Origin of the sequence: Rubrobacter marinus, from assembly GCF_011492965.1 — a bacterium.
Classification (GTDB): domain Bacteria; phylum Actinomycetota; class Rubrobacteria; order Rubrobacterales; family Rubrobacteraceae; genus Rubrobacter_F; species Rubrobacter_F marinus.
In genome coordinates this window covers 669,370-683,356 of sequence record NZ_CP045121.1, presented here as the reverse complement: position 1 = coordinate 683,356, position 13,987 = coordinate 669,370, and the positions used below count along the sequence as shown (strand labels likewise).

At 64.0% G+C, this 13,987-nt stretch carries 12 protein-coding genes; 1 reads left to right on the top strand and 11 read right to left on the bottom strand.

Annotated features, from left to right (window positions below):
• Positions 1 to 5: 5 nt before the first annotated feature.
• From GBA65_RS03415 to GBA65_RS03390, 6 genes are all read right to left on the bottom strand, one after another.
• Positions 6 to 1,070, bottom strand: a complete 1,065-nt coding sequence (locus GBA65_RS03415; RefSeq protein WP_166398313.1) for a polysaccharide biosynthesis protein — start codon at positions 1,068 to 1,070, stop codon at positions 6 to 8.
• Positions 979 to 1,947 (bottom strand): dTDP-4-dehydrorhamnose reductase family protein, encoded by a 969-nt coding sequence (locus GBA65_RS03410; RefSeq protein ID WP_207956116.1) that lies wholly within the window; start codon positions 1,945 to 1,947, stop codon positions 979 to 981. The genes GBA65_RS03415 and GBA65_RS03410 overlap by 92 nt, the downstream gene beginning before the upstream one ends.
• 2 nt (positions 1,948 to 1,949) lie before the next feature.
• Entirely contained in the window at positions 1,950 to 3,179 is a 1,230-nt protein-coding gene (locus GBA65_RS03405; protein ID WP_166395382.1) for a glycosyltransferase family 4 protein, read from the bottom strand.
• Between the two features lie 10 nt (positions 3,180 to 3,189).
• On the bottom strand, positions 3,190 to 4,149 hold the full coding sequence (locus GBA65_RS03400; protein ID WP_166395381.1) for an NAD-dependent epimerase/dehydratase family protein: 960 nt from the start codon (positions 4,147 to 4,149) through the stop codon (positions 3,190 to 3,192).
• A 79-nt stretch (positions 4,150 to 4,228) separates the two neighbouring features.
• Positions 4,229 to 5,401 carry a glycosyltransferase gene (locus GBA65_RS03395; protein WP_166395380.1) on the bottom strand — a complete coding sequence of 391 codons (1,173 nt, stop codon included), beginning with the start codon at positions 5,399 to 5,401 and terminating at the stop codon, positions 4,229 to 4,231.
• Positions 5,398 to 6,609 carry a lipopolysaccharide biosynthesis protein gene (locus GBA65_RS03390; RefSeq protein ID WP_166395379.1) on the bottom strand — a complete coding sequence of 404 codons (1,212 nt, stop codon included), beginning with the start codon at positions 6,607 to 6,609 and terminating at the stop codon, positions 5,398 to 5,400. The genes GBA65_RS03395 and GBA65_RS03390 overlap by 4 nt, the downstream gene beginning before the upstream one ends.
• Positions 6,610 to 6,821: 212 nt before the next feature.
• Here GBA65_RS03390 and GBA65_RS03385 point away from each other — a divergent pair, with 212 nt between their 5' ends.
• The gene (locus GBA65_RS03385; protein ID WP_166395378.1) at positions 6,822 to 8,939 is read left to right on the top strand and encodes a glycoside hydrolase family 31 protein; all 2,118 of its coding nucleotides are present in this window, start codon (positions 6,822 to 6,824) and stop codon (positions 8,937 to 8,939) included.
• A gap of 2 nt (positions 8,940 to 8,941) precedes the next feature.
• On the opposite strand, the gene GBA65_RS22735 is transcribed toward GBA65_RS03385, so the two are convergent.
• From GBA65_RS22735 to GBA65_RS03365, 5 genes are all read right to left on the bottom strand, one after another.
• Positions 8,942 to 9,253 carry a glycosyltransferase family 4 protein gene (locus tag GBA65_RS22735; RefSeq protein WP_207956321.1) on the bottom strand — a complete coding sequence of 104 codons (312 nt, stop codon included), beginning with the start codon at positions 9,251 to 9,253 and terminating at the stop codon, positions 8,942 to 8,944.
• A gap of 106 nt (positions 9,254 to 9,359) precedes the next feature.
• Positions 9,360 to 10,082, bottom strand: a complete 723-nt coding sequence (locus tag GBA65_RS22730) for a glycosyltransferase (protein ID WP_207956115.1) — start codon at positions 10,080 to 10,082, stop codon at positions 9,360 to 9,362.
• Positions 10,083 to 10,199: 117 nt separating this feature from the next.
• Entirely contained in the window at positions 10,200 to 10,655 is a 456-nt protein-coding gene (locus GBA65_RS03375; protein ID WP_166395377.1) for a calcium-binding protein, read from the bottom strand.
• A 453-nt stretch (positions 10,656 to 11,108) separates the two neighbouring features.
• Positions 11,109 to 12,164, bottom strand: a complete 1,056-nt coding sequence (locus GBA65_RS03370; protein ID WP_166395376.1) for a sulfotransferase — start codon at positions 12,162 to 12,164, stop codon at positions 11,109 to 11,111.
• 225 nt (positions 12,165 to 12,389) lie between these two features.
• Positions 12,390 to 13,961: a flippase gene (locus GBA65_RS03365; protein WP_166395375.1), complete on the bottom strand. Its 1,572-nt coding sequence runs from the start codon at positions 13,959 to 13,961 to the stop codon at positions 12,390 to 12,392.
• Between the last annotated feature and the right edge of the window lie 26 nt (positions 13,962 to 13,987).

Below are 13,987 nucleotides of genomic sequence, written 5' to 3'. Positions count from 1 at the left end.
GGCCTCTAGGCCACCTTCCCGACCTTCTCGATAAAGCCGGACTCCTTCAGGAGCTCGACGACGCCCTCGAAGTCCATGACCTCATGGTGCGAGGAGTACTCGCCGGCGATGGCGGCTTCCTCGACGGCGCCGTCGTGGATCTCAGGGAGGATCGGGGCGATCGCGTAGTAGCTCTCGCGGAACGTCCCCCTGCGCTCGACGGTGCGGGCAGACTCCTCGAAGGAGACCATGAGCTCGTGGACCTTCTCGCCGGGGCGGATGCCGATCTCCTTTACCTCTATGTTCCGGTCCCCGATCATGGCGTGCGCCACGTCCTCCATGCGGACGGCCGGCAGATGCGGGACCAGGATTTCGCCGCGCTTGGAGTGGAGCAGGGAATCGAAGACCACGTCCACCGCCTGCTCGAGGGTGATGAGGAAGCGCGTCATCTCCCTCGTCGTGAGCGTGACGGGGCCGCCGTGCTTGATCTGGTCGCGGAAGAACGGCAGCGCCGAGCCTCTGCTAGAAACGACGTTTCCATAGCGAACACAAGTAAAATCCACGTCCTTCTGCCCGATGTTCCCCTCCAGCAGCACCCGCTCCTGGATGGCCTTGCTCATCCCCATGACGTTCACCGGCTTGCAGGCCTTATCGGTGGAGATGCCGACGACCTTCTCGACTGGGGTGTCGTTCGAGCGGATCGCGCGAACGAGGTTGTTCGCCCCCTCGACGTTCGTCCGGACGGCCTCGTAGGGGAAGTACTCGCAGGAGGGGACCTGCTTGAGGGCGGCGGCGTGGAAGATGATCTCGGCGTTCCTCACCGCTGGGACGAGCGCCTGGTAGTCGCGCACGTCTCCGAGGCGGAACTCGAGGAGCTCCTCGAAGTTGTGGTAGAAGATGTCGTTGGTCGCGGAGGCCTCGTTGCGCCAGTCCGCCTTCATCTGGTGGTGCTTGCCCTCGTCACGCGAGAAGACCGTCACGCTCGCCGGGTTGCCGAGGTCACCGCTCAAGATGCGCCGCACGAGCGGCTTGCCCAGGGAGCCCGTCCCCCCCGTCACCATCACCCTCTTGCCTTCGAGAACCTTCTCCATCAAACGTTCTTACCCTGCCTCTCGCGCACCTCGGCGCCCAGCTCCTGCAACATTTCGTTCCAACCCGGCGCATGATAGCCCGTCGCCCCCGAGAAGGCGACCCCGAGAGGCTCCGGTCTATCTTCACCGCGTCGTCCGGCGAGATTTCCACGTCGTCGCGACCCAGGATCTCCGCGAACCGAACAAGAAGGTCGTACTTGTTTATGGGCTCGGAAGCGACCTGCCAGACGCCGTAGAGGTCCGGGTGCTCGGTGAGGACGCGTTCTATCACACGGCTCAACTCGGCCGTGGTCAGGCCGGTGTAGGTTGCACGCCGGAAGCCCCGGATCCCGCCCCTCTGAGCAAGAAACCATTCTATGAGCCCGGTCTTGCGCGAGAGTTCAAGCCCGATTATCGAGGTTCGCAGCGTCACCGCGCCCGGCTCCGCGACCTCGCCGAGCAGCTTCGTCCTCCCGTAGAGATCCTCGGCGTCGGGGATGTCCTCCTCCGTGTAGCCGCCCCTCCTCCCCGAGAAGACGCAATCGGTCGAGACGTGGACGAGGCGGGCGCCGGCAGCGCGGCAGAGGAGGGCGAGGCGGTGCGGCAGGAGCGAGTTGACCTCCAGGCTCGGAATCGCCTCTTTAGCGGCTCCCCGCTGCTTGACGATACCTACGGCGTTTACGACCGCCTCGGGCTTGAAGTCCGCGAACACCTCCGTAAGCTTGTCGTGGTCGAGGACCTCGACGCCGTAGTAGGAGTTACCCTCGTCGAAGAGCCCGTACCGCTCGTAATCGGTGGGGCCGCGTCGGAGCGTGACGCGGACGTCGTGGTTCCCTCGCAGGTGTTCGAGGAGGCGGTGGCCGAGCATGCCGTCCCCGCCGAGGATCAAGATACGCAAGGCTAGCGTTTACCTCCGATCAGCTCGTCCATCCATTCCTCCAGCCTGTCGAACAGCTTCTCCCGCTCGAAGTGCTCCTCGAAGTAAGCTCGTGCCCTGCGCCCCATCTCCTCGCGCTCCTCGGGCTCGGCCTCGTACATGTCGAGTACCGCGTTCGCCAGGGCATCCGCGTCCTCCGCGGCGGCGGTGTTCCCGCAGCCTGCCTCCTCGACCACGCGGGCGCCCTCTCCGTCGATGGCGGCGATCACGGGCCGGCCACAGGCGAGGTAGGACTGAACCTTGCCGGGGATCGTGAGAGAGAAGATCAGATCGCGCTTCAGCGACACCAGCAGGGCGTCGGCGAGGGCGAAGTAGCGCGGCATATCCTCCACGGGCCGCCTGCCGAGCAGGTGCACCCGACCTTCCAAACCGAGCTTCCCGATCTGCTCCTGGACCCACTTGCGCTGTCGTCCCTCGCCGAGGATGACCCAGTGTATCTCGGGCCGATCCTGGAGCTTTCGGGCGGCGGCGAGGATCGTCTCGAAGCTCTGGGCGGCGCCGATGTTGCCGGCGAACACCACGCGGAAGCCGTCCGGCAACTCGCGACGCTCCGGAGCGTCCTCTTCTGGTCTCGCGGGCTTGTAGAGGGCCTCGGCCCAATTCGGGTAGTACAGCACGTCGTCGGGCCGAGCCCCCCACTTCTCGACGCTGTTGATGAATCCCCTGGACTGAACGAGCACCTTATCGGACCGGCGGTAGATGTAGCGCACCACGCGTCCCACCCAAGCCAGCACCTTCTCGGAGTCCATGGTGCTGGCCGCGGCGATGCTCTCGGGCCAGAGGTCCTGCACCCAGAACATGAGCGGGGCGCGCTTTACTCTCTTCATAACGATGCCCGGGAGCCCGACGGTTACGGGCGAGGGCTCGAAGACGAAGACCACATCGACCTTACCCCGAAGCAACACTGGACCGAGCAAGCTCGCGAAGGCCGCGAAGGAGAGGTAGTTCAGCGCGAGGCGCCTGCCACGACCGTTCCCCCGCGTCACCAGAGGCACCCGGATCACCTTCGCCCCCTTGTACTCCTGGCGCACCGGCCGGAAGAGGCCGTAGCCGGGGAAGAGCGCGCCACCCGGATAGTTGGGCTTTCCGGTAAGCACCGTGACGCTGTGCCCACGCTCCATGAGGCCCTCCGCGAGGTCGTTTATGCGGAAGGTTTCAGGCCAGAAGTACTGCGAGACTATGAGTACGTTCAAATCGAGGGGCTCAGGAGGTCCCCACGGAGAGCACGTTCTCGATGGAGATGGGATCCCGAACCATCCAGGCGTAGTAGCGCTCCAGGTTGCCGGCGACGTCCGTGCTCGGGGAGATCTTCAGGACGTTGTGCAGCCGCGTCGAGTCGGCCGTGCAGTGCCGCACGTCTCCGGGACGGGGCGGCCCGTACACCGCCTCGAAGTCCTCCCCCGTCACCCCGCGCAGGATCTCCACCAGCCGATTTATCGTTATCTCCGTGCCGGTACCGATGTTGAACGTGCCCCCCGCGTCGGGGTTCTCGGCCGCCGCGACGTTCGCCGCGGCCACGTCCGCGACGTCGATGAAGTCGCGGGTCTGCTCGCCGTCGCCGAAGATGTTGATGTTCTCGCCGCGCGCGATCCTGGCGGCGAAGATCGGGATGACGTTGCCGTAGGCGTCGAAGCGCTGGTTCTCGCCATACACGTTGAAGTACCTCAGGCACGCCGCCTTGATCCCGTAGAGCTTCATGTACGAGAGCACGAGCTTCTCGCCGCAGAGCTTCGTCGCCCCGTACGGGGAGTCCGGCTCGACCGGGTGCTTCTCGTCTACCGGCTGGTACTGCGGCTCGCCGAAAATGCCGGCCGAGGAGGAGTAGACGATGTTGCCCACGTCGTGCGCACGCATCGCTTCCAGCACGTTGATCGTGCCGAGCACGTTGTGGCTCGCGTCGTAGACCGGCTCGTCTATGGACTTCTTGTTGCCGACGCTGGCGGCGAGATGGAAGACGGCCTCGTTGCCCGCGACCGCCCCGCTCACCGCCTCGGCGTCCCGGATGTCCCCCCGTACGAGCCTGGCCTCCGAGTACGGTTCCAGGTTAGCCTCGTAGCCGGTCGAGAAGTTGTCCAGGACCGTAACATCGTGGCCACGTTCGAGGAGGTGCCGCACCACGGTACTCCCTATAAAACCGGCTCCGCCCGTAATCAGACACTTCATTTGCGCACTCCTAAAATCTCAGCCGAAAACTCGGGGCGTTACCTTACTCCATATCGGGGCCGAATTCGAAGCCCTCGCGCTACTTTGCGTCTCCGCCTGCCGCGCGGGCGTACAGGGCCTCGAGCTCGGCGACCACCGGCTCCCAGGAGAACTCTTCTTCGAGCACGCGCCGTCCGCCCTCGGCGAGCTTTTCGCGCAACGCGGGATCTTCCACGAGGCTGCCGATCGCCTCCGTCAGAGCGTCCTCGTCGTAGGGGACGACCAGGCCCGCGCGGTCCTTTATCTGGGGTGCGATGCCGCAGCGGTCGGTGATGATGACGGGCGTGTGGCAGCCCATCGCTTCCAGCACCGTGCGGGGGAAGTTCTCGAAGACCGAGGGAAGTACGTAGGCGTCGGCGTCGGTGTAGGCCTCCCACTTGCCGGCGCCGTAGAGCCCTCCCGTGAACACCACCGAGTCCCCCACCCCCCTCTCCCGCGCCAGCTTCTCGAACTCGCCTTTTCGCCCCTCGTCCGGCCCCACGACAGCGAGCTTGATGCTCCTCGCGCCCTTCGTGCGGGCGAACGCCTTGATCAGGAGATCCAGACCTTTTATGGGGTCGATCCTGCCGAGGAACAGGAGCAGAGTCTCGTCTGCGCCTATCCCGTACGCCTTGCGGAAGCTGCCGGGGATTACACGGCGGGCCTCCTCGGGGATCTCCATGCCGTTCGGGATCAGGGAGATCTTCTCCGGCGAGATCCCCGCCCCCTCGTACTGCCTCCGCTCGACCTCGCTCTTGGCGATAAGCGAAGCTGCGTTCTTGAGGACGGACGAGCCGAATAGGGTGTCGTAGACGAGCTTCTTGACCAGGCTGCGCTTCTGTCGGGTGGTGGTACCGAGGGCCTGGAGGACGTAGGGTTTGCCCGTGGCACGCGCCCGCCTCGCCACCGCGAGGTTGATGAACTCCCGGAAGCCGTAGAGGTGCACTACATCGAAGCCGGGCAGCTCGCGGCGGAGAAAGCCGTAGACGCCGGGGGTGATCCCGACCCAGTGGTAGCGGGCGACGCTGTTGAGGTAGACCACTCTTATGCCCTCGACCTCGCGCTCCTCTGTCTTCTTGCCGAGCTTGGACCTCCCCGTTAGGAGGTTCGTCGTCAGGATCGTCACCTCGTGGCCACGGGCGGTGAAGCGCTTGGCGAGGTCCTGGGCCACCGGTATCGGCCCACCGAAATCGAAGGCGGGGTAGTAGGCCGGGAGCACGAACAGTATCCTCACCCCGCCGTCCCCTCCCCGCCCCGCGAAGCGGCGAGCGCGCGCAGGATCACGCTGCCCCCTCCAACGAGTTGGGAAACCACCCCGAGCATCGTCCCCACGGCCGCCCCGACGAGGCCAAGGCTCGGCACGAGGAACAGGCAAGAAACGGCCGTGACCCCGATCACCCCGACGAACAGCGGGACCTGCGCCCGGAGCTTACGGGCGGCTATCATCCCGAAACCCACGAAGGAAGCCATGTAGGTGATCCCCGCAGCCCCCATCAGCCAGACGAAGACGTTCGCATGATCGGCGTACTCCGGCGTATAAACAAGGCTCAGGATCTCCCGCCCGGCCACCGCCGCCACGAGCAGCCCCACCCCCCCCAGGGCCGCGCCCACCCCCAACAGCTTTATCAGGAGCGCGCGGAAGGCCCGAAGGTCGCCGCTAGCGTAGTGCTTTGCGAGACGGGGGCTCGCGGACTGTCCGAGAGCCCCCACCACGGTCGCCCCCGCCGCGACCGGGTAGGCCATAGCCGCGAAGATGCCCAGTTCCCGCGTGCCGAGGTAACCCTCGACCACGTACCGGGGTACGTTGGCGTTCAGCGAGGTCATCACCACGGCGAGACCGAGGGGCAAGGTCGTGAGCGCCAGGGTCCCGAGCCTCCCCGCTCCCCATCGCGGACGCGGGAAAGAGCCTCCGAGCATCGCGACGCCGCTACGCAGGTCGTAGAAGCACAGGACCAGGGCCCAGGCCGCCGCGAGGGCCACCACGCCCCAGACCAGGCTCCCGGTGAGGTAGACCGCTACGGCGAGACCCGCGAGCGAGAGTAGGCCCTTGAAGATCATCGACTTCGCGACCCGGTCCATCCGTTCGCGCTGCTGGAGAAGCCCGTAGAAGATGTCGCTCACGGCCTCGAAGCCCTTCGCCACACCTACCAGGGCCACCGCCAGCGCGGTCTCCGGTCCGTAACCCGTGAGGAGTACGACGCAGAGGACCGCGAGGAGCGCCGCCGTCGTGGAGAGTAGGCGCAGGGCGAGGTACTCGCCGAAGTCGTAGCGGCGCTCGGCGTCCGTCGCCTGGTAGGGGCGCAGACCCAGGTTGGCGAAGAGGATGATCGGGGCTGTGATCGCAAGCCCCAGCGCGAACCTGCCGACCATCTCCGGGCTCCCGAGCTTGGCGAGCACGACAAGCATCCCCCACTGGCAGCCGACGTAGACCGCGTAACCCATAAAGGTCCAGAGCAGATTCTTGCGGAGGGAGAGCGAGGCGGAGAGGCTTCCGGGTGCGGAGCGCCCTCGTGTACGAGACTCCTCGAACTTCCCGGACTTAAACACCCGCGTATGATAGCAAAGCCGCTACGCAAGACCCGGCAAGGTTGTGAGGGAGCTCGATCGCCGGCATAATCATGCCTGTTCCAGGTCGACGAGCCCGGGAGGGGTAGATGGGCTCCAAGAGCCGCAGGCACCGCTCAAGCATCCTCTCCGGGTGCGTCCTGCTCGTAGGCCTTCTCGTAGGGGTCGGCCTGGTCGCATCCTGGGGAACGCGGGAGTGGGAAACTCTGCCTCCCGCGGCCGGCGTCTACCAGAAGAACGGGCAGATCATCCTCTCCGTGCCGCCGGCGAGCGGCAGCCCCGGCTACGAGGTCAAGGTCGCCCGCGAGCCCTTCCGGGTGACGACGACGCGCGGCGGGACGAACGTGCTCGCGTCGTCCCCCGGACCTGCCCGCTTCCAGATGCGCGGCTCGTGGTACGGGTCCACGAAGGTCAGGGGCTTCGGCTGGGACGGCAAGGTGCTGCGCCTGGACCTCGCGACCACGTCGCCGGGTTACGGAATTTCTTACGCGATCACACCGGAGCCCGGCCGTTACCGCACGACATGGTCCATACGCGGCACGGGCACGGCGGACCAGATAGGGATGGTTTACGACCTGCGTCCCTCGGGCCACTGGTACGGCTACGGTGAGGTGGAGCCCCTGGAGCAGCCCTGGCCGCTCAGCGCGGGTGAGGTGCGCCGCGGTAAGAGCTTCGACCCCTCCATCTACCAGGTACGCGCCCCCTTCTGGTTCACCTCGACGTCCGCCGGCCTATGGGTCAACACCAACCGGCCCATGGATCACTCGACCAACGAGAGCCGCGACGGCCTCGGACGCTTCTACATCAAGGGCAGCAACGTCTACAACGACGTGACGTTCGTCGAGAGCACCCCGAGGGCCGTCTACGATCACTACATCCGCGTCACGGGACGTCCCGCTAAGATCGACCCCTCCTACGAGCAGTTCGAGAAACCGCTGTGGAACACCTGGGCGCAGTTCTACAGGACCCCAACTCAGCAGGGGGTCGTCGGGTACGCCGAGGGCCTGGCGTCGAATGGCCTCGCCGGCCACGCGGTGCAGGTAGACGGCGGCTGGGAGCGCCGCCGGGGGGACCTCTCCTTCGACCCGGCGAGGTTCCCGGACCCGCAGGCGATGTCCGGCCGCATACACGAGCTCGGCTACGACCTGGGTTTGTGGGTCGGCTTCTACGTCGAGCCGGACTCGGCGAGCTACGCGGAGGCCCGCCAACGCGGGTACCTGCTACCCGACGGGGCGGACCGGAGCAAGCCCTGCATGGTGCCCACGCCGTACGAGAGGGACTCGGCCCTCGTGGACCTGGCCAACCCGGAGGCCCGTGCCTGGTACGAGGGGAAGCTGCGCGGCCTGATGCAGCGCTACCGGGTCGAGGGCTTCAAGTTCGACACCGTCTTCTTCGACAAGAAGTGCGCCCCCCGCTCCGGGCTTACGCAAGCTGACTACACCCGTATCGGGGCGCAGTTCGTGGACGGGTTCGACCTTCAGGGCGCCGGGGTTCGCGTCCCGTGGTGGGGGTCGCAGCGCTACGGGTTCGCCATGCGGCAGATGGACAAATCCACGGACTGGCGATCGCTGCAGGTGGCCGTGCCGCAGGCCCTCGCCCTCTCGACGATCGGCCACCCGTTCGTCACCACCGACATGATCGGGGGCTCACTCTACGGCCCGCCGCCCGAGAAGGCCGTGCTCGTGAGGTGGGCCCAGGCGTCCTCGCTGATGCCCATGATGTACTCCTCGACCTCCCCGCTGGGCGTCACCAACCCCAGTACCGGCCAGACCAACGCCTACGACGAGGAGACCATGGCACTCTACCGGGCGGCGATCGAGGAGCATCGGCGCCTCGCCCCGTACATCTGGGAGCGCGCGCAGGAGGCAGTCGCGGCGGGAGAGCCGATCATGAAACCGCTCTTCTTCGACTTCCCGAGGGAGCCCGCCACCTATACCGTCAAGGACCAGTGGATGCTCGGCGACGCCATCATGGCCGCCCCCATCCTTACTCCCGCCGCCTCCCGCGACATCTATGTGCCGTCCGGCACCTGGTACGACGTGCGCCGCAAGACGATGGTGAGAGGGCCGGCCGTGCTCGGGAGCTACCCGGCTCCGCTGGGCGAGTCGCCGGTCTTCGTGCGCCAGGGCAACCTCCAGACGTGCGCCGCGATGGCCGCGTTCGGCGCGGGGGCTGCGGCCTCCTGCCCCGTCGCGCCGGGCCCGTAGCCCTAAGGCTCCGTCAACCCCAGGATGCGGCGGTAGAGCTTCAGGTACCTCTCGACGGCGGTGCCCCAGGTGTACCGCTCGGCGACGAACGCGCGGAGCTTCTCCCCCATCTGCCCGAGCCCCTCCGTGTCCTTCAGCATCCCGTCCAGGCCCGCCCGCAGGCCCTCGACCGTCGCCGGGACCACCTGCCCGCCGCCCACCTCGGCCACCTCACCGAACCCGCAGCGGTCCGTGAGGAGCACCGGGGTACCGGAGATCCCGGCTTCCAGCGCCACGATCGACATCGCCTCCTGCCTGGAGGGGACGGCGAGCAGCGCGGCGGCGTGGAGGGCGCGGGACTTCTCCTCACCCCAAGGTGCCCTACAAAGTGGGTTCGGTCCTCGAGGCCCGCCCGCCGCACCGTCTCGCGCAGGCCCCTCATCATCCCCTCGTCGGGCCGGCGAAGACCAGGTGGTGCTCCGGGAACTCGCCGCTCGCGGCGGCGAAGGCTTCCAGCAAGAGGTCGGGACCCTTGATCTCGTTGAGACGCCCGACGAACAGCACGTAGGGGGCGTCGCCGACGCCGTGCTCGTCGCGCAGGGCGGGCTGCCCGTGAGACCGGTAGTCCGCCGGCTCGATGCCGTTAGGGATCACGCAAACGCCCTTCGCCGGCACGCCGTAGTCCTCCAGCTGGGGGATCTCACCCCTCACTATAGCCACGTGGCCGTCGGCGTCGCGGACGATTCTCCTGCCGATAACGGCGTTGTAGAGACGCTTCAAGCGCCTGGACCTACCGTAGATTGGGAGCGCCCCGGCCGGGCACACGACGTACGGCTTCTTCATGTAGCGGGCGAAGAGGTAGACCAGCGCGTTTACCAGCGTCCAGTGCCCCATCAGATGCACGACGTCCGCGTCCTTTACTACCCGGCGGATCTTGGTCGGCGAGACCGCCGGCACGTAGAAGCGCCTGTTCAGGGAGGGCAAGGCGAAGACGCGCACCCCATCGAGGGCCTTGAGCTGAGCCACCGTCAGGCCGAGGTCGAGGACGAGGAGGTCGCAGTCCACCCCGGCTCTCGCCAGGTTGCGGCTGATTTGGAAGGTCCGCTCCGCCGTCCCCCCGCCGTGTACGAGATCCAGCGTCATGTTCACGTTGAGGACGCGCATCAACGCAGCAGTTTAGCACCGACGTTCCGGCCTCAGTTAACGGCGACAAGCGCCCCGCGAGAGAGGGAGCCGGTGCACCCGGCTCCCTCTTCCACTCGCGTCGTATGAGGCTTGCGGCTATCTGACGAAGACCCTCTCACAGTCGTCGTGCCTGTGGCCGCTGTTCGTCTCCTTGGCAAGCTTGTCCTCGACCACGTCCTCGGGGCCGGCCACTACCCTGTCGAAGCCGTCGCCGCAGAAGACGTTGTCCCTGGTCCCGTCGCCGTTGGCCTGGATATAGTCGTCACCGGAAGACCCGTCATAGAGCTCGTCGCTGCCGGCTCCGCCGAAGATGGAGTCGTTGCCGAGGCCGCCGTTCATCGTGTCGTTCCCCTGGCCTCCGGCCATCGAGTCGTTGCCGCCTCGGCCGTCCATGGAGTCGTTGCCCGCCAGCCCGTACATCTCGTCGTCCCCGTTCGTGCCGAGCAGCCTGTCGATGCCGGCCGTACCGACCACCGTCGCGGCCAGTGCGGTACCGGCGCCCAGAGCGAGGATCATCGCCATCGCCACAGCCAGCTTGATCGTGCGTCCCATCCTCCACCTCTCTCTGCCTCGCGGCATCACTACTTCCTCCACCCGAAGAGTGACAGGCGGCGAGGGGAGAGAGATCGTGCAATTGGGCCATCTTTGTCCAGCTAGTTTGAGCTAGGAATCGGTACCGACCAAGCGCCAGCGCGAGGCGCACGACTTTGCGCGCTCATCTCGACGCCCTGTACCGAGTACACGGGATATTTTGAAGGCAGGTAATCCAGAAGATCCGCTCCACCACGGATTGTATTCAGCTACGTGCTCGAGTCGAGGGCATGTATCGAAGCTCGGTTCAGGAACAAGGGCGTCTGTTTCTTCAAGCACGCATATCAGTGCTTCGACCATCTTGCTACAAGCGGTATAGCCGTTGTCTCTAGAGAGCGTGATCCTGAATGTGCCTCTTGACCTATTGCATGTAATGAGTTCCTTCCAAAACGGCGTCGGAAAGCTTCGCTCACGCTAGCTAGGTCGGTCCAAATACCCGTACCTTCTGCGCAGGGGCCAAGTCAGAGCTCCGACGAGTTTCTTGTCGCTAACCTTCATACTTGCACGCCATTCCTCGTCCGGCCGCAGCTCCACCGTTCCGGTCTTGAACCGACTCAAATTGCCGCTCGTAGTGTGGGTAACTTTAAGCTCTACTGTGCGCCCTTCTACATCAGGTAACTTAGCATCTTCCCCTACCAAACCCGGTATCCGCCTCAGGGTCTTCAGAGGGTCAGCAACGAGATCCTCGTAGCGTATTCGAAGGTATCGCGAGGATCTACGGCTCCAGAACGCTTCTGTTACGACATTCCATGCGCTCCAAATCACGCTGCTGCGAAAAGGACCGTACCGTACCATCAGCCCGTCCATCTTGGGATCTACCTTCTTCCTGCGCTGCCAAGAATATGCCACTGCTCTAGGATCGCGCACGAGATGCACCACGTATAAATCCACGCCGGGGACCATATTCAATGCATAGCTGTAGGCGGGGGATTTGGAGGAATCGACTATGACCCTGCTCCCTGTCACGCTCTTCACCCCACGGTAGAGCCTGTCAAGGTTGCTCACGTACTCTGACAAGCGATTCTTGAGCAGCGGCTCCGCGAGAGACGTTAGCATCAGTGGCACGTGACGGGTACGGGCACCGCTGTCGCGCAGCCGGATCATCTTCCGCGCATCTATATTTTGGACGCCGCCGAACGCCGACTTCATCACCTCAGACCAAACCGGACATGCTCGAAATGATCTGCCGCAACCACAGAGCCAATCTCCCAGAAGATTCCGTTCCCACAGGCAATTAATCTCTCCAACGGAGAAAAACCCTTCAAGCTGCCCGAGCAGGTTGTCCAGGATCGTGCTCCCGCTCCTTCCCCAGCCAGCTATGTAAAGTACCTTGATCCTCTCTCTGGTCAAGGTAGAGGCGGTGTTTCCCGGATCGACATCTATGCCAAGTCCAAGATTTCGCCCTTCGGCGCCCCGTGTCACGCTCTCAAACACCCACTTTGCATGCTCTGAAGTTTGGACGAAGCTCAAGGGTCGAGTGCTCACTTCTTCGCGCCCAACCCAGGCTAGCGCCGTACGAAGCGCACGCCACAACATATCTGCACTGGGAAGAATAAACGATCGAGTTGGCGCGTAAAGCCCTCATCCTTCCGCAGTCTAGCATTGGGAAGATCATCGTTAGAAGTGAGACCGTCCTCGAAAGTTTCGCCACCGCCAGTTACCGGTTCACAGAACTATTGGCTTGCATTGAGGCTACTATTGCGGTTCTTTCCTTGAGTTCTTTCCGACCATACCTCTCAAAGGTCTAGCCGCCTTCAAGAAGGCTTCGCGGTCGGCGGGCTGAAGGAAAAAGAACCACTCCCACGCAACAAACACTAGCGATAACATTCCCACTACAACGAACTTTAGGATAACCACTTCCGACAGCGACGACCCTACACCAAGAAATATCAGAAGTGCTCCAGAGATGACGATGATGTTCGTCCAAGAGAAGTGCGCTTCGGGCTTCTCCGCGGGTACGGGCAACAATCGACGTGTTGCAACAAACATCATTACTGCATCTACTACAGCTCGCAAAGTCCAGGCTATAGCGACGCCAACTATGCCCATCTGGGTTACGAGGAACCAAACTCCCGCCGCATACAGCGGCAACTGCAGAAGCTGCAGTTTAGCGGTGACGTCCGCCCTTCCGATGCCCTGCAGTACGGTCATGGGTACGTTTGCCAAGACGCGTACCAAGACACCGATCGCCAGCCACTGCGTCACAGGAGCGCTGTAGCGCGCGAAATCTGGAGCTACCCACAGCGCCAGGAGATCATAAGCGAGAGCCAGGAGGACGCCAACTATGGGGGCCACAAGAACAAGTAGGTACTTGAACGCCCGCCCGTAGAGGCGGTACAGGTCTTTCTCACGCCCTACGGATAGGGCGCTGAAAGCCGGGAACAGAACAGAGAGCAAGCTAGCAGAGAATACGGTCAGCTTCGTCACGACCTCGAAGGGGGTCGCGTAAAGGGTAACCGCGCTCAGAGAAACGACTGCTCCAATCATGAATCTGTCTATCGAGGAAATCGAGGGGACAATGAAGTTGGAGACCGTGAGCCAACCGCCAAAGCCGAGCAACGGCTTGATGCGGGCAAACTCGAAGCCGAAACTGTGCGAGAGTGAGGGCATAACGCGCAAGCAGAGGAAGAAGTGAACTAGCAACACGAGGGCGCGGCTGAAGACTAGAAAGCCGACCACCGAGACCAAGCTATCAGTAAACAGCAAGATAGGTAGAGGGCCAAGGTAGTTGATCATGCTGGCCGGTATCTTCACCAAGTTTATAAGGTCAAATCTTTGGACCGCTTCGAGCACGCCGCGCAGTGCCGCTGTAGTGACCACTAGCGGCACCGAGACCGCGAGCAGATAGAACGACGTTTGTGCCTCTCCCAGCAACTCCGCCGGTATGTTTAGAACGGAGCCCGTAAGCCATGGCGTGAGCAGCAGCAGGATGCCTCCACCTAGGAGGCCAAGCGCAGCGTGGGAGAGTGTCGAGCTCCACACTAAACCGGGAATCACATCGGGCTCACCGCGGGCCTGATGTTCTGCCACAAACTTCGTCGTTGCGCGGCTAAGGCCGAAGTCGAACAGCCCAAAGTACCCCATAACGCTCCACGCCAGGGCCAGCACACCAAAACGGTCCTGCCCCATGTCTTTGATGAGCAGAGGTATGGCAAGTATGGCGACTAGTATGGGTAGAACTTGTCCGACGAGGTTGATGTAGGCGTTGCGCGCGAGCAGACTACCGCTAGTCAGGCTTGGCGTGCCTTCCTCATGCGACCTACTCAAAAAATCCTCCGGAGGAGGGCCTCATG